We start from the raw sequence: 18,796 nt of genomic DNA on the forward strand, positions 1-18,796 counted from the left end.
TCAAGGTTCCGAGTCGCTCGCTGCCATATTCAAGTTCTCGAGCGCAGTGACCTGCTCGTCAGCAGTCAGACACAGGCCACTGCATTCCTCCCGCGGACTCTCCTTCCGATCGTCCGCGCCGTATCCTGCCTTTTGTGCGTGGGCAGAATACTACACTGGCGCTGCAGGGTATGCGTTTCTCCTGCGGCGCCTCTTTTTTTGTGCATTTCCCGACATGTAGGCCGCAGTTTCCCATTGAACTTGGATATGGACGTGTTTTTCCTTGCATGGCTGTTATGCTTTTGCAGAAAATTGATACACGTCACATACAAATTCTGCCGCGCCGCGCATGGTCGCGGCACCACGGTTTTCATCCGCACTGAAATTTCCGTAAAGAAAGCAAGCCTATGGCCCTCTCTCTCCCTCTTTCCGACATTGCCGTCACGACGCTCGCTCTGACACTCGCCGGGGCGTTCGGGCTTCTGTTCGGGCGACTTCAAATTCGAAAAATTGGGCTGGGGATTGGCGGCGTGCTGTTCTCCGGCATCCTGATCGGTCACTTGGCCTCGCGCGCCGGGATCGAGTTCGATGGCGAGGTGATGCATTTCGTCCGCGAACTTGGGTTGATCCTCTTCGTCTACACGATTGGGATTCAGGTCGGGCCGAGTTTTTTCTCTTCCTTCGCGAAATCCGGTCTGAAATTCAATCTCGCCGCCATCGCCATCGTGCTCGGTGGGGTGCTGATGACCCTGATTGTCTGGGGGCTGACAGACCTGCCTCTGCCGGTTCTGGTCGGTGTGATGTCGGGGGCTGTCACCAACACCCCCGGACTGGGCGCGGCGCAACAGGTTCTCGGCGATGCAGGTTTCCCGGCCTCTGAGGTTGCAGATTCCGGCATGGGCTACGCAATGGCCTATCCGTTCGGGATTTTGGGCATTTTGACTTCGATGTTCGTCATCCGCTTTCTGTTCGGCATCGCGGTGGAGAAGGAGGAGGCGGCCTATAAGGCGGAAAGCCGGACCGGCGAGGAATCCCTGCCGACGATGAATGTCGAGGTGACGAATACAAACCTCGACGGTCTGCGCCTCGGTGACGTGCCGGACCTGTTCGATCAAGGCGTCGTGGCGTCGCGGATGAAAACGGGAAACGAGCTTGTCGTGCCTGCGCGCGATGTCATACTGCATGTCGGCGATTGTCTGCATCTTGTTGGCCCCAAGGAAAAACTTCAGGCGATGAAGCTGATCTTGGGGCGTGAGATTGATGCGCCGATGACGACGAAAGGCACGAAACTGACCTGGACGCGCCTTGTGGTCACGAAAGAACGCGTTTTGGGCAAGACGCTCCGTCAGCTTGCGTTTCTGGAAGGCAATGGTGTGACCGTGTCGCGGATCAGCCGGGCCGGGGTAGAGATTCCGGCACAGGCCTCCTCAACGCTTGCCTTCGGGGATATGGTGACGGTCGTCGGGACACAAACGGATATCGACGCCGTGGCCAGCCAGCTCGGCAACGAGAACACCCGCCTGCAGGAAGTGCAGTTCCCGGCGCTCTTTTTCGGCATCGCTCTTGGCGTGCTTCTGGGCTCGATCCCACTGGCCGTGCCGGGACTTCCCGCACCTTTGAAACTCGGTCTCGCAGGTGGGCCGCTGATGGCGGCTATTCTGCTCGGGCGTTTGGGGCACTGGGGGCCCTTCACATGGTACATGCCGCCTGCCGCCAACCATGCTCTGCGAGAATTTGGCATCGTGCTTTTCCTCGCCGTCGTGGGCATCGTTGCGGGGGACCGGTTCTTTGAAACGCTGCTACACGGGGACGGGCTGATCTGGATGGGCTATGGCATCCTGATCACGATCACGCCGCTGCTTGTTGTCGGCGTGCTGGCGCGTATCTTCGGCAAGTTCAACTATCTTAGCCTCTGCGGTGTGCTGGCCGGGTCGATGACCGATCCGCCCGCGCTGGCCTTCGCCGTGTCGATGAGCCCGACGGGGGCCGCATCTGTTGCCTATGTTTCGGTCTATCCGTTGGTGATGTTCTTGCGCATCCTCGCACCGCAGCTTCTCGTGCTTCTGCTGGCGGCCGGGTTGACCGGATAACGGCGGGACAGAGCCTGCGCGGACAAATTGTCCGACAGGTGTCCGACGGTTTGCCGACACAAAGCCGACATGTCTTTCACACCATAAGAAAAGCCCCGGAGAAAACTCCGGGGCTTTTCTTTAATCTCAGGTCAGGGGCTTAGCCCTTGGCCGGAAGCGGGCCGATCATCATGATCATCTGACGGCCTTCCATCTTCGGCATGTTCTCGATCTTACCGATCTCTTTCACATCCTCGGCCACGCGTTCGAGAAGCTGACGGCCAAGATCTTGGTGCGCCATTTCACGACCACGGAAACGCAGGGTGATTTTCACCTTGTCGCCGCCTTCGAGGAATTTGAAGACGTTCTTCATCTTCACGTTATAGTCGTGCGTGTCCGTACCGGGGCGGAATTTGACCTCTTTGATCTCGATGGTCTTCTGCTTTTTCCGGGCTTCGGATTCGCGCTTTTGCTGTTCGTATTTGAACTTGCCGTAATCCATGATCTTACAGACCGGCGGCGTGGCGTTCGGAGAAATTTCGACCAGATCAAGACCGGCCTCTGCGGCCATGTCCATTGCCTTCGCGGGGTGTACGACCCCGACGTTTTCGCCCTCTGCACCGATCAGTCGGATTTCCGGTGCACGGATGCGTTCATTCACGCGAGGTCCAGTGTCACGGGTCGGCGGGGCGTTATGCGGTCTGCGGGCTATGGTCGGCTCCTGTTCGTCATTTCGTTTGTGTTGCGGGAAAATAAGGCGTAACGCCGCCGCTTTCAACCCGCATTCGGCGGCTTCTCGCACAGGAAGGCCGGGACGGGGAAAATCGCTCGCTCCGAACCCTTTCAATTCAGTAGACCCCATGCCATATCCGCCTCCAGTGGGGGGTGACAAGTTCTCCACATTTTAAAGGGTGAGGAAAACTGACATGACCAAACGTATTTTGACTGGCGCTCTTGTGACGAGCCTCGCGCTGACGCTTGCGGCTTGTAAAGAAGAAGAGAAAGCTGCCGAGACCACCACCGAAACCACCGGTTCCGTGATGGAGCAGGCCTCCGATGCTGTCAGCGATGCGGCTGAAGCTGTGTCCGAAACGGCCGAAGAAATTGCCGGCACGGCAAGCGACGCGGCGGCTGATGCTGCCGAGGACGCCAGCGAAGCCGCGTCTGACGCCGTTGATGCGGCAACCGATGCCGTGACCGCCGCTGGCGAAGGTGCGGTTGAAGCTGCCTCTGATGCGGCGGAAACTGCGGTCGAAGCCGCCACGGATGCCGCCGATGCTGCAAGCGAGGCGTCTGAAGCTGCAACTGAAGCCGCGTCTGACGCCGCTGAGGTTGCCGCGGACACCGCCGAAGCCGCGACCGATGTGGCTGCCGAAGCCGCCTCTGATGCAATGGAAGCCGCTGCTGATGCCGCTGACGCTGCTGCCCCGGAAGTGACCGATGAAGCCACTGAGGCGGCCACGATCAAGGGCGAAACCGGCTTTGATATGGCAGCCGCAGCCGAAGTGCTGACCGTTGATGGGTTCGATCTCGACAAGGCTACCGAACTGGTGAATGCCTCCTCCCTGTCGGATGAAGCCAAATCTACCGTCATCACCAGCATGGAACAAGCCGCCGAGAACCCGGCGATCCTGAGCACCATTCTGGAGAAAACCCGGATTCTTCTCGGGATGTAAAAGACCGCTGAGTAAGAGCGAGCAGAGAGAAGGCCGTGCGGGACACCCTGCACGGCCTTTTTCGTGAGATTTCCTGGCAAAGAAAAAGCCCCGCGAACTGCGGGGCTTCGATCTTTCGAGCTTTGGTCTGTTGGGCAGTGGCGCGATCAGTCCACGAAAGCTTTCTCGACCACATATTCCTTCGGTTCGGAATTGGCACCTTCGCGCAGGCCGAAGCCGTCGAGGATCGCCATAATATCCTTGTTGAACGCGAGGTTGCCGCAGACCATGCCGCGGTCGGTTTCCGGGTTCATCGGCGGGATGCCGAGATCCTCGAACACCTTGCCGGAGCTGAGGTTGTCGGTGACGCGGCCCATGTGGTGGAACTCTTCGCGGGTCGTCGTCGGGTAGTAGCGCAGCTTGCCGTCTTCGATCTCGGAGAGGATCTCGTCGGATTTGATGTGCTCGACCAGTTGACGGCCATATTCGAGTTCCGAGACTTCGCGACAGGTGTGCATGAGAATGACCTCGTCATATTTCTCGTACACTTCCGGTTCGCGCATCAGCGAGGCGAAGGGGGCGATTCCGGTGCCGGTGGCGAAGAACCAAAGGCGTTTGCCGGGCAGAAGCGCATCGACCACGAGGGTGCCGACGGGTTTCGGGCGCAGGATGATTTCATCGCCGGGCTGGATGTGCTGCAAACGCGAGGTCAGCGGGCCGTCCTGCACTTTGATGGAATAGAATTCCAGATGCTCTTCCCAGCTCGGCGAGGCGATGGAGTAGGCGCGCAGCAGCGGCTTGGCCTTGCCGGTCTTCGGGTTCACATCGCCCATCAGGCCGATCATCACGAATTCGCCGGACCGGAACCGCAGGGTTTGCGGGCGTTCGACCTTGAAGGAAAACAGCCGGTCGTTCCAGTGTTTCACCTCAAGAACCTTGGCGGCATCGGGCAGGGTGGGAACGGCTTTGGCTTTTGTCTCGGTTACGTCGTTCAACTCAGTCATCACTTTCTCTCGGGCCGTGTTCAGTGTCTCGCATCTCGGGCTGTTCCGTGATGCGGATGGCTCTAATTCAATATCATGAATGCATCATTGATCTGTGTCAGGCATCCATTCAGTCATCAGGTCAAAAGACGCAGATTGCCTTGCGCCTCTTTTGGACGTTTTGTCTTTTCCTTGCAAGCAAACCAAAGGTTTTCAGCAGCTCTTGAAGGGCTGAGCTGGGATGATACGGCCAGTTTGCCAAAATTTTAGACCTTTTGGTCAAAAATTCTGCGCATTCGCACGCAGGCGCCCCTGATAGTCATGCGCACGCCAGTCGGCGCGCGTGCTCCAAAGCTCTTCGGGCTGACGTGCGGCCAGCTCGTCGCTGATCTCCACCTCGTCAAAGCCCGAACGCCGCGCCATGGCATATTGCTCACAGATCACATGGCCCTCGGCACGCAACCGCCCCTGAAACCCGGCGAGCCGCAACAGGCGGGCAAGGGTGAAGCCGCGCCCGTCGGCAAAGCTCGGGAAATTGATCCGGATCGCCGGGGCGTTGCCGTGTTGGGCAAGGCTTTCGGGATCGGTGTCGGAGCTCAGCTCCACCCAATCGCCGCTATAATCCTCGGCGATAAAGCCGTCGTCACGAATGATCACGCTCATGAGGCGTCTCCTTTCGAGATACGCACCATCTTGCCATCGACGAGATGGATGCCGCATTCGGTTTTCTCTTCTCCGCGCCAGCGTCCGGCGCGCGGGTCTTCGCCGTCCTTGATCGGGCTGGTGCAGGGCGCGCAGCCAATCGAGGGGTAGCCTTTCGCCACCAACGGGTGACGGGGCAGGCGGTTGTTGATCATGTAGTCCTGCAAATCCGAGGGCGCCCAATAGGCCAGCGGATTGATCTTGATCCGGCTGTCGTCTTCATTCTCGAAGAAATCGAGCGAGGCGCGCGTCGTCCCCTGAAACCGTTTGCGTCCGGTGATCCAGGCATCGAATTGCCCCAACGCCTTATGCAGCGGCACGGTTTTGCGCAGGTTGCAGCAGGCGTCCTTGTTCTCGAGATGCAAGAGGCTGTCCGGATCATTGGCCGCTAGGCTCGCCGGGGCGGGCCGGATGCGGCGCACGTCACGCAGATCGAGCCGGTCGATGACATCCAGCTGATACTGGATGGTTTCCTCGAACAGCATTTCCGTGTCGATGAAGATCACCGGCGTGTCCGGTTTCATGACGGAAATCATGTGCAAAAGCACAACGCTTTCCGCGCCGAAGGAGGACACGAGCGCAATCCGGCCCAATTCGCGGTCCCGCAGGGCGAGCTCCAGCACAGAGGTCGCCGAGTGGTTGGCGTAGCGCGCGTTGAGGCGCGCCACGCGGCTGTCCACGGAGCCGAACTCTTCGGTCAACAGCTCAAGCGGCTGTAGGCGTTCAGGCTGCATTGGCGGCTTCCTCTTTCGGCGGATAGAGCGCGTCCTTGAACGGGGCCATGCCGAGGCGGCGATAGGTCATGAGGAAAGTCTCCTCAGGGGCTTCGCGCAGCTCCAGATAGGCCAGCAGGATGCGTTCGATCGCCGGGACGATCTCGTCATAGGCAAAGCCCGGCCCGGTGCGATCACCGATCACCATGTCTTCGGTGCCATCGCCGCCAAGTGTGATCTGGTAGTTCTCCACGCCCGCGCGGTCGAGGCCGAGAATGCCGATGTGACCGACGTGGTGGTGACCACAGGCGTTGATGCAGCCGGAGATCTTGATCTTCAGCGGGCCGATCTCGTGTTCGAGTTTCAGCTCTTCGAACCGGGTGGCAATGCCCTGTGCGACGGGGATCGAGCGGGCGGTGGCCAGCGCGCAGTAATCCATGCCGGGGCAGGCGATGATGTCGCTCACCAGCCCGATGTTGGCCGTGGCAAGTTCGGCGGCTTTCAGCGCCGCATAGATCGCCGGAAGATCGGCTTTGTGGACATGCGGCAGGATCACGTTCTGCTCATGGGAAATGCGCAGTTCGTCATGGCCATAGGTCCGTGCCAGCTCAGCGAGCACCCGCATCTGATCGGCGGAGGCATCCCCCGGCGTCTGACCTGGCGTCTTGAGCGAGACGGTCGCGATGGCATAGCCCGGCGCTTTGTGTGCGCTCAGGTTCGTGTCGGCCCAGCTGCGGAACGCCGGATCGACCTCATAGGCGCGATCAAAGGATTCCGTGGAGGCCTCCCGGAACGCGGGCGCAGAGAAAGCCGCACGAATATCGTTCAGCATCTCCATGTCGATGCCGCCGAAGGCCGGTTTGACCTGTGCAAAACGGGCCTCGACACGGGCGCGGATGTCTTCGATCCCGTGCTCATGCACAGTGATCTTGATCCGGGCTTTGTATTTGTTGTCGCGGCGGCCCAGGAGGTTCCAGACGGAGACGGTGGCCTCCAAATAGGGCAGGAGGTCTTCGAGCGAGACGAAGTCCTTAAGCACCTTGCCGACCATCGGTGTGCGCCCGAGGCCGCCACCGACGATGATCTGTGCGCCGATCTCACCCTCCTGTTCGCGCAGGTAAAGCCCGATGTCATGTGCCTTGATCACCGCGCGGTCGGCTTTCGCGCCGGAGACGGCGACTTTGAACTTGCGTGGCAGGAACTGGAATTCCGGGTGGTCGGTGGACCATTGGCGGATCAGCTCTGCGATGGGACGCGGATCGGCGATCTCATCGGCGGCAGCGCCCGCGAAATGGTCCGCGGTCACGTTGCGGATGGTGTTGCCGGATGTCTGGATCGCATGCATCTCCACATCCGCGAGATCCGAGAGGATCGCGGGGACGTCGGGCAGTTTCGGCCAGTTGTACTGGATGTTCTGCCGTGTGGTGAAATGGCCGTAACCACGGTCATAGGTCTCTGCGATATGGGCGAGCTGATCCATCTGGCGGCTGCTGAGCGTGCCATAGGGGATCGCGACCCGCAGCATGTAAGCGTGCAGTTGCAGATACAGACCGTTCATCAGGCGCAGCGGGCGGAATTCCTCCTCGGTCAGCGCGCCGTCGATGCGGCGGGCCACTTGGGCGGAGAATTGTGCGACGCGGGTGCGGACAAAGGCTTCGTCGAAGTCGTTGTACTTATACATGGGCTTCGACCTCCTGATTGGTCTCTTGTTTTCCGTGGAAATAGTTGGACGGGCCGGTGCGGCGGAAGTCCTCGCGGAAATGGGTCGGCTCCGGGCCGTGCTCGCCGAGGCGCACGTCGGCCAGATAGGGGCCGACGACAGTGATGTCTTTTTGCGCCTCACCGAGTGCGGCCTCGGCCGTCTCTTGTTCTGTGTAGGCGCAGGCCATGCGCAGATCGCGGACCCACTGACCGGCGTGGTCGAGATAGATCACATCGCCTTCGAGAAGAGCGTTTGCGGTGACGGCTTTGGGCGTGAACGGACGCGGCATGGCTTTTTTCCAACTTGCGAAATCTTGCGGTTAATTTAGAACATTGTTCCAAGTTTGGGCTAGCCATGCGCATGAATAAGGATGAATGTTCCTTGTCCTTGCAGCAGTCGGTCCGGCGTTCCGGGAAAGAAAGGAAAATCGAAATGACGGACCAAATCGACGCGATGGATCGGAAAATTCTGGGCGAGCTGCAAAAGGATGCGAGCCAGTCTTTGGACGAGATTGCCCGTAAAGTCGGCTCTTCGAAGACCCCGGTGTGGAATCGTATCCGCAAGATGAAAGAGGGTGGCGTCATCGGCCAGCAGACGGTGATCCTCGATCCGGAGAGCCTCGGGCTTGAGGCCTGTTTCTTCGTCTTGGTGCGCACCAACGCCCACGAGGCGAATTGGCAGGAGAAGTTCCTGCAAGTGCTGCAACGCCGTCCCGAGGTTTTGGAGGCGCACCGGCTTGCGGGGGAGATCGACTATATCCTTAAGGTGCGGGTGAAGAACGCGAAGGCGTACGACGATTTCTATCAGGCACTGATCAAGGAGGTGTCGATCTACAACGTCACGGCGCTGCTTTCGATGGAAGAGATCAAATCGACGACGGAATTGCCGTTGTGAGCGCGGCGGGGGCTTTGCGCCCCCGGACCCCCCGCAGGATATTTCAGGACAAAAGAAAAGGCGCATCGGATGACCGGTGCGCCTTTGGTTCTTAGATGGGCTCGGCTCAGTGATTGCCGGAGCGCGTGAACAGGCCCGCATCCTCAGCCGCTTTGCGCAGGGCGTTGGATTTGTTGACGGTTTCCTGATACTCGCCCTCTGGGTCGCTGTCGTAGACAACGCCGCCACCGGCTTGGATGTAGAGCTTTTCGTCTTTCAAAACCGCGGTGCGCAATGCGATGCACATGTCCATGTCACCGCCTGCGGAGAAGTAGCCGACGCCGCCGCCATAGACGCCGCGTTTCTCGGGTTCCAGCTCGTCGATGATCTCCATAGCGCGGACTTTCGGTGCGCCCGAAACCGTGCCAGCGGGCAGACCCGCGAGCAGGGCGGATAGCGCGTCTTCGTCCTCGCGCAGCTCACCGACCACGTTGGAGACGATGTGCATGACGTGGGAATAGCGCTCGATGATGAACTCCTCGGTCGGGTGAACCGTGCCGATTTTGGACACTTTGCCGGTATCGTTGCGGCCCAGATCGAGCAGCATCAGGTGCTCGGCCAGTTCCTTTTCGTCCGACAGCAAGTCTTCTTCGAGAGCCTTGTCTTCCGCCGGGGTCGCGCCGCGTTTGCGGGTGCCCGCGATGGGGCGGATCGTGACCTCGTTGCCAAAAACGCGCACGAGAATCTCAGGCGATGCGCCGATGATCTGGAAGCCGCCGAAGTTGAAGAAGAACATGAAGGGCGACGGGTTGGTGCGCCGCAGGGAGCGGTAGAGCGAGAAGGGCGGGAGCGGGAACTCTTGGGTCCAGCGCTGCGCCGGAACGACCTGGAAGATGTCACCTGCGGTGATGTATTCCTTCGCCTTCTCGACGGCAGCCTTGTAGCCCTCATGCGTGAAGTTCGACGTGGACGGCGGAGCAATGAATGCCTCGCCCATCTCATGGCTGGCTTCCGACGGCGCACGTTCGAGATCGCGAAGCGCGTCCATGACCCGCTCTGCGGCCTGCGCATAGGCGGCCTTGGCGGACAGGCCGGAGTTGGCCCAAGCCGGAGACACAAGGATCACATCGCCTTTGACGCCATCGAGGATGGCGATCACCGAGGGGCGCATGAGAACCGCATCGGGCAGGCCGATCGGATCGGGGTTCACATTCGGAAGATGCTCGACCAGACGGATCATGTCATAGCCGAGATAGCCGAAGAGGCCCGCTGCCGCGCCCGGAAGCTCGTCCGGAATGTCGATGCGGCTTTCTGCGATCAGGGCGCGGATCGAGGCGAGGGGATCGCGCTCATCGGTCTCGTAGCTGTCGGCGTCGAAACGCGCGTTGCGGTTGATCGAGGCCGTCGTGCCATCGCATCTCCAGATCAGGTCCGGCTTCATCCCCACGATCGAATAGCGCCCGCGCACTTCACCGCCGGTGACCGATTCAAGGATGAAACTGTCGGTGCGGGCGCCCGCGAGTTTGAGCATGATCGATACGGGCGTGTCGAGATCGGCGGCCACCTTGGCGTAGACGAGCTGGTTCTTGCCCGCCTCGAAGCCGGTCTCAAAGTCGGAATAAGAGGGGATGAGGGTGGCCATATCGGGCGTCTTTCTTACTGCATCTGGCTGTGGACCGCATTGAGCGCAGTCTGGTTCACCGTGACGCCGTCGCGGGTGCGCAGCGCATTGGCGAAAGCGTCGATTACATCGGTGGCCGCGCCTTGGGCGGCGGTGTCGATGTAATTCTTCGCGATGGCGTCGTTTTCCTCCGAAGCTTCGGGGGCGTTGACGGTTTCGACCTTGGCGATGATCACGCGGCCTTCGCCGGGGATCAGGGTCGTGCCGCCTGCTTTCAGGCCGGGAGCGAAGACCGCATCCATGAAGCCTGCGGGCATGGTGGAGATGTAATCCTGACGGGTGATTGCGTCGAACTGCTCCAGCGGCAGGCCCAGATCGGCCATGGCGGTCCCGGAGGCCACGCTGGTCTCAAGCGCCTCGGCGCGGGCCGTGAGCTTCTGGGTCAGGGCATCGGCTTCCCAATCGGCGGCGACTTGGTCGCGGACCTGATCGAGCGGCTTCACCGTCGCCGGAACAATCTCGTCGAGGCGCAGCGCAAAGACGCCGCCGTCGGAGAGTTGTACGATTTCCGGGTAATCATCGAGGGTGACTTTGGCGGCCGCGTCCTGGAAGGCGGTGTAGGCGGCGATCCCGCCTTCGCTTTCCGAGGTCCAATCCAGCTGCCCCAGTTCCATATCGGTTTCGTTGGCCAGATCTTCGAGCGTGTAACCGCCCGCGAGATCGTTGTCGAAGGTTTCGATCTGATCCGCGATCAGACGGGAAGCGGCATCTGCGGCCATCTCGGTCGCCAGTTCGTCGCGGGCGTCTTCAAAGGAAATCTCCGTGCCTGCGAGCGTGCCATTGACACGGTAGAGCGCCGGGCCGAGATCGGACATGAGCGGACCTGCAACACCGGTGCCCTCAAGCGCGAAGACGGCGGGACCAACGGCGCTGGACAGGTCGCTTTCGGAGACATCGCCCATATCGGCGTCACTCAGATCAAGGCCGCGTGCGGTGACTTCGTCGTCAAAGCTGCTTTCGCCGGATGCGATACGGTCAGCGGCGGCTTGGGCCTCGTCCTCGGTGCCAAACACCAGACGTTCGACCAGACGGCGTTCCGGCTGGACATAGCTGTCGATGTTGTCGTCGTAGAGTTTGCGCAGAGCCGCCTCATCGAGATCGACCTTGTCGGTCAGCATCGCCGGGGTGAGCCAGACATAGGTGATCCGGCGGGCTTCCGGGGCCGTGTAAGCATCCGGATGCGCATCGTACCAGCTCTGAATGTCGGCGTCAGAGGCGACAGGGCTGCCGGTTTCGAGATCGGAGGCGGAGAGAACGGCGGTCGAGATTGTGCGGCGTTCGCCGAGCCAATCCACGACGGTCTGGCCGTAGGAGGGGGGCATGGTGATGCCGGAGGCGAGCGCGCCGGTGAGGATCGAACGAGAGGCTTCTTTGCGCAGATCGGCTTCGAAGTCTTTTTCGTTCATGTTGTTGCGGGCGAGCAGCTCTTTGTAGGCGTCGGTGTCGAACTTGCCGTCGATGCCTTTGAACGCATCATAGGTCAGCAGTTCGCGGCGCACGGCGTCATCGCCGACCGAAATGCCGAGACGGGCGGTTTCGCCATCAAGCGCGGCTTGGGACAGGAGCTGATCCAGCACCTGTTGCGTCAGGCCGAATTCCTGCGCCTGGCTGATGGAAAAGCCTTGGCCGGTTTGCGCGGAGATGCTGCGCATCTGGCCTTGCAGCGCGTTGGCATAGTCGTTGACGGAAATCTCTTCCTCGCCAACAGAGGCCACGCGGGTCACGCCGCCGCCGAAATTCGCTGTTCCAAATCCGCCGAGGCCGATGATGAGGAGACCGAGAATCCCCCATACCACCATTTTCGCGCCAGAGCCTTTGCCGCTCGCCATAGTCTTTTTCTCCCATCAAAGGTTGGCAAAGTGTGTAGAAGCAAGCGGCAGGGAGGGCAAGGCGGATCAGGGCGCGATTTGTGCCAATCTCGTGAAAAGCTCAGAGATGCCAGCAACGTCGATATTGGCGAAGGCGATACGCAATTGCCGTTCGGCACGCGGATCGTTTGCTGGCATGAAGGCGGTGCCGGGCAAGAGAAGCACGCCAGCTTCGCGTACAAGCCACGGGGCGAGCTCGGACGAGGGCATATCGAACGGGTGTTCGACATAGGCAAAGAAGGCGCCGCAGCCCAAGAGTTGCCAGCCTTTGAGACGGGCAAACCCGTCCTGCATCGCGTCGCGGCGGGCGAGGATTTCTGCGCGTTCTCCGGCGACCCATTGGCTCAGGTTCTGAAGGCCCCAGAGGGCGGCGCGCTGGCCGATCTGGTTGGGGCAGATGGTGACCGTATCGAGATATTTCTCGACCTCAGCCAGCCGTTCGGGCGCGGCGATCAGGGCACCGACGCGATGGCCCGTAAGGCGGAAGGCTTTTGAGAAGGAATAGAGATGCACCAAGGTGTTGTGCCAGTCGGGCTGACGGAACAGGTAATGCGGCACCTCAGAGCGGCTGTCGAAATCACGATAGGTCTCGTCGAGAATGAGCATGATCCGGTGTTCGCGCGCCAAGGCGTAAAATTTCGTCAAAAGCTCCGCCGGGTATTCAACGCCGCCCGGATTGTTCGGCGTGATCAGCACGAGGGCCTTGGTGCGCGGCGTGATCAACCGGGCGGCGGTTTCGAGATCCGGGATCAAATCGTCGCCAGTGGGCAAGGGAACGGCCGTGACCCCGTTCATGTCGCACCACATTTTATGATTGAAATACCAAGGCGTTGCGAGGATCACTTCGTCGCCCGTGCTGGCGATTGTGCTCATGACGCCGGTGAAGGCTTGGTTGCAGCCGGAGGTGATGGCGACCTCGTGGGCGGAGATCTCGGCGTGATAGGCGGCGGACCACTGGTTTGCGAGCTCGGCGCGGAGTTCCGGCAATCCCAGAACCGGGCCATAGAGATGCGCGCTCGTGTCTTCGAGAGCGATGCGGGCGATCTCCTCGCGCAGCGCCAGAGGCGGGGCCTCCATCGGGGCGGCTTGGCTGACGTTGATCAAGGGACGTTCCGGCGGGAAGCTCATGCCTTCTATCCAGCTTTTCGATGCGACGATCGGCGAGGCTGCGGTGTGAGCCATCGTGGGGGTAAGCGGGTCAAGCATAGAAGGGTCCTTTATACGTTCCCTCCGAATTTAGAAGCCCGGATCGGGGGATGCAATCGGTCTGTGTGATCACGGTTCGGGGGGAGGTCTCGGGATAAGACGACGGTCAAATGAGGCTTTCGCACCTATGATTTGATGAAAACTCCGGCAAGGTGCTGAAAAAAAAGACGTACACGCCGGGGTGAGCAGTTTTCGATGAGGTTTTCATCCTTTGTTTACGATTTTCGCAAGAGCCTAGGATGACACTCAGGCAAAAGCGCCCAACTGAATATAGACCCGCGCCAAAAGGGGCCAAGGGGAAAAAACGATATGAGGTAGCTATGGCAGTTCTGGATGCCCGCGAGATGCGGGGGGATCACTATCTAATTGAAGACCTTCGCGCCGCGCTGGACATGGCCCGGATCGGGGATTCTGCGCGCGAGGAAGAGTTGACGGATCGCATTCGCGATGCCTCCTACGATATGGAGATGCGGCATGCTGGCTATCTGGTCCGCTCGGCCTGCGGTGCGATTGATGCCGTGCTGCGCGCCTTTGATCGTGAGGGGTCTCTGGCCTTTGCCGAGTTGGAAATCAATAAGGCCCAGGACATGTTCCGCCGTTTGGGGGGGCAAGCGAGCGCGGCCTGATCTTCTCGCACGCTGTCAAAAGGATGACAAAGAAAAGCCCCGCGTTTGGCGGGGCTTTCTATTTCGGACATATGTCCCAAGGATTTGGTCTGCGGTTCAGTCGCGCCCGCGATAGGGCTTGACGTATTGCATCGCCATATCCCAAGGGAAGAAAATCCAAGTGTCCTGAGACACTTCGGTGATGTAGCTGTCCACCTGCGCGCGGCCTTTCGGTTTTGCGTAGACGGTGGCGAAATGGGCCTTCGGGTACAGGGCACGGACCAGTTCAAGCGTTTTGCCGCTGTCCACCAGATCGTCGATCACGAGAATGCCGCTGCCATCGCCCATCATCTCGGCGTCCGGGGAGTTCAGGACCACGGCGTCGGACTGGGACTGGTGGTCGTAGGATTTCACGGAGATCGTATCGACGGTGCGAATGTCCAGCTCGCGGGCGATGATCATCGCCGGGGCCATGCCGCCGCGGGTGATCGCGACAATGGCGCGCCATGCGCCGTCATCGGGCCCCTTGCCATCGAGCCGCCAAGCCAGCGCGCGGCTGTCGCGGTGGATCTGGTCCCAGCTGATGTGAAACCCTTTCTCATGGGGCAGGCGGTCGGACATCGGTTTCATCCTTTCATCGTCATGGCGTACTTGGCGCGGCAGAGTTGGAAGTGACGGGTCACGTCAGGGCGATCCGCACCCCGAAAGCGGCAATCAGGCCGCCAAAGGCGCGATCGGTCCAAAGCTTGGCCCGGCCATAGGCTTGTCGTGCTTTTTGCCGCGAAAAAACGCGCGCGACAATCAGATACCACAAGGTTTCATCAAAAAAGACGAAAAACAGCAAAAGCACCTTCACGGAGAGAGGTGTTTCCGGCGGGATCAGTCCGGCAAACACCGCCCCGAAAAACACGGCAGGTTTCGGATTCGACAGTTGGGTCGTCAATCCGAGCCGGAAGGCATTGGCCAGAGAGCGCGGGCTCGCCGTGAGGCTTTCGGATGAGGGCAGGGGAATGCGGGCGTGACGAAAGGTTTTGTAGCCGATCCAAATGAGGAACAGTCCGCCCGCCAGTTTGAAGGCGAGATAGGTGCGGGGAAACAGTTAGAAGAGGACGGAAAGGCCGGACATGGCGGCCAAGGCCCAGATCACGGCGCCAAGCCCGAAGGCTACGGCAAGGCCGAACGCCGGACGGAAGCCTTCGGAGGCCGCCGTGCGCACGGAGACGACGAAGGACGGACCGGGGCTCATGGCAGCGATCAGGTGAATGCTCAGGATCGACAGGAATACAGTAAGTGTCATCATCTCCTCCCAAAGATGACAAAACGGGGACCGCAAAGCCCCCGTTTCAAAAATGGTCTGGCGGGGCGGATCAGCCCTTTGAAATATCCGGGGCGTCCACGGCTTTCATGCCGACGACATGGTAGCCCGCGTCCACGTGGTGGGTCTCGCCGGTTACGCCCGCGCCCAGATCGGACAGCAGGTAGAGGGCGGAGTTGCCAACGTCGTCGATGCTCACGTTGCGGCGCAGCGGCGAGTTGTACTCGTTCCATTTCATGATGTAGCGGAAATCGCCGATGCCGGACGCAGCCAGCGTCTTGATCGGACCAGCGGAGATCGAGTTGACGCGGATGCCGTCTTTGCCGAGGTCTTCGGCGAGGTAGCGCACGGAAGCTTCGAGAGCGGCTTTTGCAACACCCATCACGTTGTAATGCGGCATCACGCGCTCGGCACCGTAATAGGTCATGGTCAGCATCGCGCCACCTTCGGTCATCAGCTTCGCCGCGCGTTGCGCAACAGCGGTGAAGGAGAACACGGAGATGTCCATGGTCAGGTTGAAGTTGGCGCGGGACGTGTCGACATAGCGACCGCGCAGCTCGTTCTTGTCGGAGAAGCCGATGGCGTGAACGATAAAGTCGATCTTGCCCCATTTCTCTTTGATTGCTGCAAACAGAGCGTCGATGGAGCCTTCGTCCGCCACGTCGCATTCCACGACGAAATCGGAGCCGAGACGTTCAGCCAGCGGATCGACGCGTTTTTTCAACTGCTCGCCCTGATAGGAAAAGCACAGCTCTGCGCCGTGATCTGAGAGAGCTTTGGCAATGCCCCAAGCGATCGATTTGTCATTCGCAAGGCCCATAATCAGCCCGCGTTTGCCTTCCATCAGTTTCGTCATGGTCTTCCTCGAACCCGTTATTTTTGTGTTGAGACGTGCTTTAGGGGTTTTCAGATAGGCGATCAAGTGTGGCGGGGGGCAATTTTGTGACGTGGCGTCACAAGTTCGTTGACCGAACTTTGGGTTGGTCCAGAAAGCCTGTGGGACAAATACGTCTTTGTTTTTTTGGGGGGCGCCTCCATGAGTAAGCGCGCAGATGGGATGCGCGGGGGAGATGGATGCTTGCCGCTCCGCGCCGCAAGAGCTATCTCGGTGGGGCAATAAAAGGAGGCTGTCATGGTTCCACGCAAAGGCATTTTCGCAGGGGATGATCCGTTCGAGATCGCGCGCAAGTGGCTGAAGGAAGCCGAAGCCAAGGAAATCAACGATCCCAATGCGATCGCGATCGCGACGGTGGACCCGGATGGGTTGCCGAACGTGCGTATGGTGCTCTTGAAAGAGATCGCGGATGACGCGTTCGTCTTCTACACCAATTACGAGAGCGCCAAAGGGCATGAGGTCGAAAGCGCTGGCAAGGCGGCTTTCGTGATGCATTGGAAAAGCCTGCGCCGTCAGGTGCGGGTGCGCGGACTTGTCACGCGCGAAAGCGCAGAACATTCGGACGCCTATTACCGCTCCCGCGCGCTTGGCAGCCGGATCGGCGCTTGGGCGAGCCAGCAATCGCGCCCGCTCGAGTCTAAAGCGGCGTTGATGGAGGCGGTGGCCAAAGAGGGGCTGCGCCATGGCCCAAATCCGAAACGCCCCCCGTTTTGGGGTGGTTACCGGATTACGCCACTGGAGATCGAGTTCTGGGCAGATGGAGAATTTCGCCTGCATGATCGCTTTCGCTGGCGGCGGAGTGCGCCGGATCAACCGTGGGATATTTTGCGTTTGAATCCATGAGTTCCGCGGCTGAATCCTGTTGTTTGAGAGGGTTGCCTTGGACCATTTGATCAAAAAATGGTCAAAAAGACAGGGTAAAGGGGTCTTGCACCTTTGGCGCGAATGGCACAGGGTCTAGCTGGGATGAGGGGCTCACGCCCCATAGATTGGGCCCGACCGTTTGGCCGGGCCTTTGTGAGTATAGAGAGAATGAACGAGACTGACTTGGGCAAGGTCGTATCGGGCCAGGTAAAATGGTTCGATCCAACCCGTGGATTTGGATTTGTGGTCGCCGACGACGGCGGGCCGGATATTTTGTTGCACGCCAACGTGCTGCGCAATTTTGGGCAAAGTTCCGTCGCGGATGGGGCGGGCATTCGTCTCGTGGTTCAACGGACTGATCGCGGTGTGCAAGCCGTCGAAGTGCTCGAAATTCTGCCGCCGGAGACCGGCGCGGGCGCTGTGCTCGAAGACCTCGAAGATATCGATGAAGACAGCTTGGCTCTCCCGCTGGAGCCTGCGCGGGTGAAATGGTTCGATAAGGGCAAGGGCTTCGGCTTTGCCAATGTGTTCGGCCGTCCGGAAGATGTGTTCATCCATATCGAAGTGCTGCGCCGTTCCGGGCTTGCTGACCTGATGCCGGGCGAAGCTGTCGGTCTGCGCGTCATTGAAGGGCGCCGAGGCCGCATGGCTGCACATGTGACAGCTTGGGATGCCGCGCTGCGCGAAGATGTGCTCGTCGAAGAACATGCCTAAGCAGGGTGCAGTCCGCAGCTTCGTTCGGGCCACGATCGGCGTCGCGCTTCTGCTCGGCGTTCCGCAATTGGCTTTGGCACAATCGGACTGCAACATTGATGAGGTGATCGTGAGCGGGGAAGGGCTGGTGGCCCGGTTCTCCGTCGAGATCGCCGACGACGCGGGTGAACGTGCCCTCGGACTTATGAACCGACCCGAGATGGCTAAATCCCATGGCATGCTGTTCGTCTATGAAAAGCCACAGCCCGTGGCCTTCTGGATGGCGAACACGCTTATCCCTCTCGATATGATTTTCACAGATCGCCGCGGTGTTGTGACCCGCGTCCACGACAATGCCAAGCCTTTGGACCGGACCCCTATTTCGGGGGGAGATGCGGTATATGCCGTGCTTGAAATCAATGGCGGGCTGGCAAAACGTCTTGGGATCGTTCCGGGCGATGTGCTGCGTCATCCGGCTTTTGGTGCTGATGCGGCGGATCCCTGCGCCGGGGAATAAGAACGGCGAAGAATAGGTCTTTTCAATCGCGCATTTGCACGGTAGGAGAGGCGCACGGTCGGGGCGTGGCGCAGTCTGGTAGCGCACCTGTTTTGGGTACAGGGGGTCGTGAGTTCGAATCTCGCCGCCCCGACCACTTCCAAACATCTCTGGAATATCCCCCTATATATGGGGCGCGTTTAGCTTCTGTGGCTCGGCATTCTGTCGCTTGTTCTGCGATTGGGCTCATCTCGTATATATAGAGTGATAGGCGTACGTGGGCGGAGGTTGCTGCTGTGTCCGGTGTCCGCCTCTGCCGTCAGGTGAGTTGCAAAGCCCCTTTACACATATAGATGCAACCTTCTCATAGAGTTTCGCTCATTTCTAAGCGTTGCTCTTCGCGTAAGCTGAATGTCTCGAAGCTTTGCTGTTTCATTCCCGCGGCTGACCCATTTCCTCCAGCGCCACTTATCAGGCGATTCACCCGCCAGCTTCCG

Annotated in this window: 18 protein-coding genes, 1 tRNA gene and 1 pseudogene; 8 read left to right on the forward strand and 12 right to left on the reverse strand. The window is 59.9% G+C overall.

The window, feature by feature from the left end; all coding sequences use genetic code 11:
* The first annotated feature begins 386 nt into the window (after nucleotides 1–386).
* Nucleotides 387–2,069, forward strand: a complete 1,683-nt coding sequence (locus tag ACYBHZ_RS18910; RefSeq protein ID WP_460275875.1) for a putative transporter — start codon at nucleotides 387–389, stop codon at nucleotides 2,067–2,069.
* 139 nt (nucleotides 2,070–2,208) lie between these two features.
* Here ACYBHZ_RS18910 and infC read toward each other — a convergent pair whose 3' ends face one another.
* Nucleotides 2,209–2,709: a translation initiation factor IF-3 gene (gene infC / locus ACYBHZ_RS18915; protein WP_460275876.1), complete on the reverse strand. Its 501-nt coding sequence runs from the start codon at nucleotides 2,707–2,709 to the stop codon at nucleotides 2,209–2,211.
* 265 nt (nucleotides 2,710–2,974) lie between these two features.
* Here infC and ACYBHZ_RS18920 point away from each other — a divergent pair, with 265 nt between their 5' ends.
* The gene (locus tag ACYBHZ_RS18920) at nucleotides 2,975–3,724 is read left to right on the forward strand and encodes a hypothetical protein (protein WP_460275877.1); all 750 of its coding nucleotides are present in this window, start codon (nucleotides 2,975–2,977) and stop codon (nucleotides 3,722–3,724) included.
* A gap of 146 nt (nucleotides 3,725–3,870) precedes the next feature.
* Here the strand turns inward: ACYBHZ_RS18920 and ACYBHZ_RS18925 are convergent, their stop codons facing one another.
* From ACYBHZ_RS18925 to ACYBHZ_RS18945, 5 genes are all read right to left on the reverse strand, one after another.
* Nucleotides 3,871–4,707 carry a ferredoxin--NADP reductase gene (locus ACYBHZ_RS18925; protein ID WP_460275878.1) on the reverse strand — a complete coding sequence of 279 codons (837 nt, stop codon included), beginning with the start codon at nucleotides 4,705–4,707 and terminating at the stop codon, nucleotides 3,871–3,873.
* Nucleotides 4,708–4,965: 258 nt separating this feature from the next.
* A complete protein-coding gene (locus ACYBHZ_RS18930) occupies nucleotides 4,966–5,349 on the reverse strand; it encodes a DUF934 domain-containing protein (protein ID WP_460275879.1) in 384 nt (127 codons plus the stop codon).
* Complete coding sequence (locus ACYBHZ_RS18935) at nucleotides 5,346–6,122, reverse strand: phosphoadenylyl-sulfate reductase (RefSeq protein ID WP_460275880.1); 777 nt, start codon at nucleotides 6,120–6,122, stop codon at nucleotides 5,346–5,348. Before ACYBHZ_RS18935 ends, ACYBHZ_RS18930 begins: the two co-directional genes overlap by 4 nt.
* Nucleotides 6,112–7,782: a nitrite/sulfite reductase gene (locus ACYBHZ_RS18940; protein ID WP_460275881.1), complete on the reverse strand. Its 1,671-nt coding sequence runs from the start codon at nucleotides 7,780–7,782 to the stop codon at nucleotides 6,112–6,114. The genes ACYBHZ_RS18935 and ACYBHZ_RS18940 overlap by 11 nt, the downstream gene beginning before the upstream one ends.
* Nucleotides 7,775–8,092 (reverse strand): DUF2849 domain-containing protein, encoded by a 318-nt coding sequence (locus tag ACYBHZ_RS18945; RefSeq protein WP_460275882.1) that lies wholly within the window; start codon nucleotides 8,090–8,092, stop codon nucleotides 7,775–7,777. Before ACYBHZ_RS18945 ends, ACYBHZ_RS18940 begins: the two co-directional genes overlap by 8 nt.
* A 143-nt stretch (nucleotides 8,093–8,235) precedes the next feature.
* Between ACYBHZ_RS18945 and ACYBHZ_RS18950 the strand changes: the two genes are divergently transcribed.
* On the forward strand, nucleotides 8,236–8,697 hold the full coding sequence (locus ACYBHZ_RS18950) for an Lrp/AsnC family transcriptional regulator (RefSeq protein WP_460275883.1): 462 nt from the start codon (nucleotides 8,236–8,238) through the stop codon (nucleotides 8,695–8,697).
* A 106-nt stretch (nucleotides 8,698–8,803) separates the two neighbouring features.
* On the opposite strand, the gene trpE is transcribed toward ACYBHZ_RS18950, so the two are convergent.
* The 3 genes from trpE to ACYBHZ_RS18965 all read right to left on the reverse strand — a co-directional run bounded on the left by trpE (nucleotide 8,804) and on the right by ACYBHZ_RS18965 (nucleotide 13,431).
* Nucleotides 8,804–10,318, reverse strand: coding sequence for an anthranilate synthase component I (gene trpE, locus ACYBHZ_RS18955; protein WP_460275884.1), 1,515 nt, complete (start codon nucleotides 10,316–10,318; stop codon nucleotides 8,804–8,806).
* 14 nt (nucleotides 10,319–10,332) lie between these two features.
* The gene (locus tag ACYBHZ_RS18960) at nucleotides 10,333–12,186 is read right to left on the reverse strand and encodes a SurA N-terminal domain-containing protein (RefSeq protein WP_460275885.1); all 1,854 of its coding nucleotides are present in this window, start codon (nucleotides 12,184–12,186) and stop codon (nucleotides 10,333–10,335) included.
* A gap of 66 nt (nucleotides 12,187–12,252) precedes the next feature.
* Complete coding sequence (locus ACYBHZ_RS18965; protein ID WP_460275886.1) at nucleotides 12,253–13,431, reverse strand: aminotransferase; 1,179 nt, start codon at nucleotides 13,429–13,431, stop codon at nucleotides 12,253–12,255.
* A gap of 320 nt (nucleotides 13,432–13,751) precedes the next feature.
* On the opposite strand from ACYBHZ_RS18965, the gene ACYBHZ_RS18970 reads away from it, so the two are divergent.
* On the forward strand, nucleotides 13,752–14,057 hold the full coding sequence (locus ACYBHZ_RS18970) for a hypothetical protein (RefSeq protein ID WP_460275887.1): 306 nt from the start codon (nucleotides 13,752–13,754) through the stop codon (nucleotides 14,055–14,057).
* A gap of 96 nt (nucleotides 14,058–14,153) precedes the next feature.
* Here ACYBHZ_RS18970 and gpt read toward each other — a convergent pair whose 3' ends face one another.
* The 3 genes and pseudogenes from gpt to fabI all read right to left on the reverse strand — a co-directional run bounded on the left by gpt (nucleotide 14,154) and on the right by fabI (nucleotide 16,207).
* Complete coding sequence (gpt, locus tag ACYBHZ_RS18975) at nucleotides 14,154–14,657, reverse strand: xanthine phosphoribosyltransferase (RefSeq protein ID WP_460275888.1); 504 nt, start codon at nucleotides 14,655–14,657, stop codon at nucleotides 14,154–14,156.
* Between the two features lie 58 nt (nucleotides 14,658–14,715).
* A pseudogene (locus tag ACYBHZ_RS18980) lies at nucleotides 14,716–15,336 on the reverse strand (LysE family translocator).
* A gap of 67 nt (nucleotides 15,337–15,403) precedes the next feature.
* A complete protein-coding gene (gene fabI / locus ACYBHZ_RS18985; protein ID WP_460275889.1) occupies nucleotides 15,404–16,207 on the reverse strand; it encodes an enoyl-ACP reductase FabI in 804 nt (267 codons plus the stop codon).
* Between the two features lie 276 nt (nucleotides 16,208–16,483).
* On the opposite strand from fabI, the gene pdxH reads away from it, so the two are divergent.
* The 4 genes from pdxH to ACYBHZ_RS19005 all read left to right on the forward strand — a co-directional run bounded on the left by pdxH (nucleotide 16,484) and on the right by ACYBHZ_RS19005 (nucleotide 18,456).
* Complete coding sequence (gene pdxH / locus ACYBHZ_RS18990; protein ID WP_460275890.1) at nucleotides 16,484–17,089, forward strand: pyridoxamine 5'-phosphate oxidase; 606 nt, start codon at nucleotides 16,484–16,486, stop codon at nucleotides 17,087–17,089.
* 189 nt (nucleotides 17,090–17,278) lie between these two features.
* Entirely contained in the window at nucleotides 17,279–17,824 is a 546-nt protein-coding gene (locus ACYBHZ_RS18995) for a cold-shock protein (protein WP_460275891.1), read from the forward strand.
* The gene (locus tag ACYBHZ_RS19000; RefSeq protein WP_460275892.1) at nucleotides 17,817–18,320 is read left to right on the forward strand and encodes a DUF192 domain-containing protein; all 504 of its coding nucleotides are present in this window, start codon (nucleotides 17,817–17,819) and stop codon (nucleotides 18,318–18,320) included. Before ACYBHZ_RS18995 ends, ACYBHZ_RS19000 begins: the two co-directional genes overlap by 8 nt.
* 59 nt (nucleotides 18,321–18,379) lie before the next feature.
* Nucleotides 18,380–18,456, forward strand: a tRNA-Pro gene (locus ACYBHZ_RS19005).
* Nucleotides 18,457–18,796 lie beyond the last annotated feature (340 nt).

This window comes from Celeribacter sp. ULVN23_4, from assembly GCF_054788345.1.

Excerpts from the sequence above, each read along its gene's own strand:
- ACYBHZ_RS18910 (WP_460275875.1), top strand. The coding sequence starts at position 387 with ATGGCCCTCTCTCTCCCTCTTTCCGACATTGCCGTCACGACGCTCGCT.
- ACYBHZ_RS18920 (WP_460275877.1), top strand. The coding sequence starts at position 2,975 with ATGACCAAACGTATTTTGACTGGCGCTCTTGTGACGAGCCTCGCGCTG.
- ACYBHZ_RS18925 (WP_460275878.1), bottom strand. The coding sequence starts at position 4,707 with ATGACTGAGTTGAACGACGTAACCGAGACAAAAGCCAAAGCCGTTCCC.
- ACYBHZ_RS18930 (WP_460275879.1), bottom strand. The coding sequence starts at position 5,349 with ATGAGCGTGATCATTCGTGACGACGGCTTTATCGCCGAGGATTATAGC.
- ACYBHZ_RS18935 (WP_460275880.1), bottom strand. The coding sequence starts at position 6,122 with ATGCAGCCTGAACGCCTACAGCCGCTTGAGCTGTTGACCGAAGAGTTC.
- ACYBHZ_RS18940 (WP_460275881.1), bottom strand. The coding sequence starts at position 7,782 with ATGTATAAGTACAACGACTTCGACGAAGCCTTTGTCCGCACCCGCGTC.
- ACYBHZ_RS18945 (WP_460275882.1), bottom strand. The coding sequence starts at position 8,092 with ATGCCGCGTCCGTTCACGCCCAAAGCCGTCACCGCAAACGCTCTTCTC.
- ACYBHZ_RS18950 (WP_460275883.1), top strand. The coding sequence starts at position 8,236 with ATGACGGACCAAATCGACGCGATGGATCGGAAAATTCTGGGCGAGCTG.
- trpE (WP_460275884.1), bottom strand. The coding sequence starts at position 10,318 with ATGGCCACCCTCATCCCCTCTTATTCCGACTTTGAGACCGGCTTCGAG.
- ACYBHZ_RS18960 (WP_460275885.1), bottom strand. The coding sequence starts at position 12,186 with ATGGCGAGCGGCAAAGGCTCTGGCGCGAAAATGGTGGTATGGGGGATT.
- ACYBHZ_RS18965 (WP_460275886.1), bottom strand. The coding sequence starts at position 13,431 with ATGCTTGACCCGCTTACCCCCACGATGGCTCACACCGCAGCCTCGCCG.
- ACYBHZ_RS18970 (WP_460275887.1), top strand. The coding sequence starts at position 13,752 with ATGGCAGTTCTGGATGCCCGCGAGATGCGGGGGGATCACTATCTAATT.
- gpt (WP_460275888.1), bottom strand. The coding sequence starts at position 14,657 with ATGTCCGACCGCCTGCCCCATGAGAAAGGGTTTCACATCAGCTGGGAC.
- fabI (WP_460275889.1), bottom strand. The coding sequence starts at position 16,207 with ATGACGAAACTGATGGAAGGCAAACGCGGGCTGATTATGGGCCTTGCG.
- pdxH (WP_460275890.1), top strand. The coding sequence starts at position 16,484 with ATGGTTCCACGCAAAGGCATTTTCGCAGGGGATGATCCGTTCGAGATC.
- ACYBHZ_RS18995 (WP_460275891.1), top strand. The coding sequence starts at position 17,279 with ATGAACGAGACTGACTTGGGCAAGGTCGTATCGGGCCAGGTAAAATGG.
- ACYBHZ_RS19000 (WP_460275892.1), top strand. The coding sequence starts at position 17,817 with ATGCCTAAGCAGGGTGCAGTCCGCAGCTTCGTTCGGGCCACGATCGGC.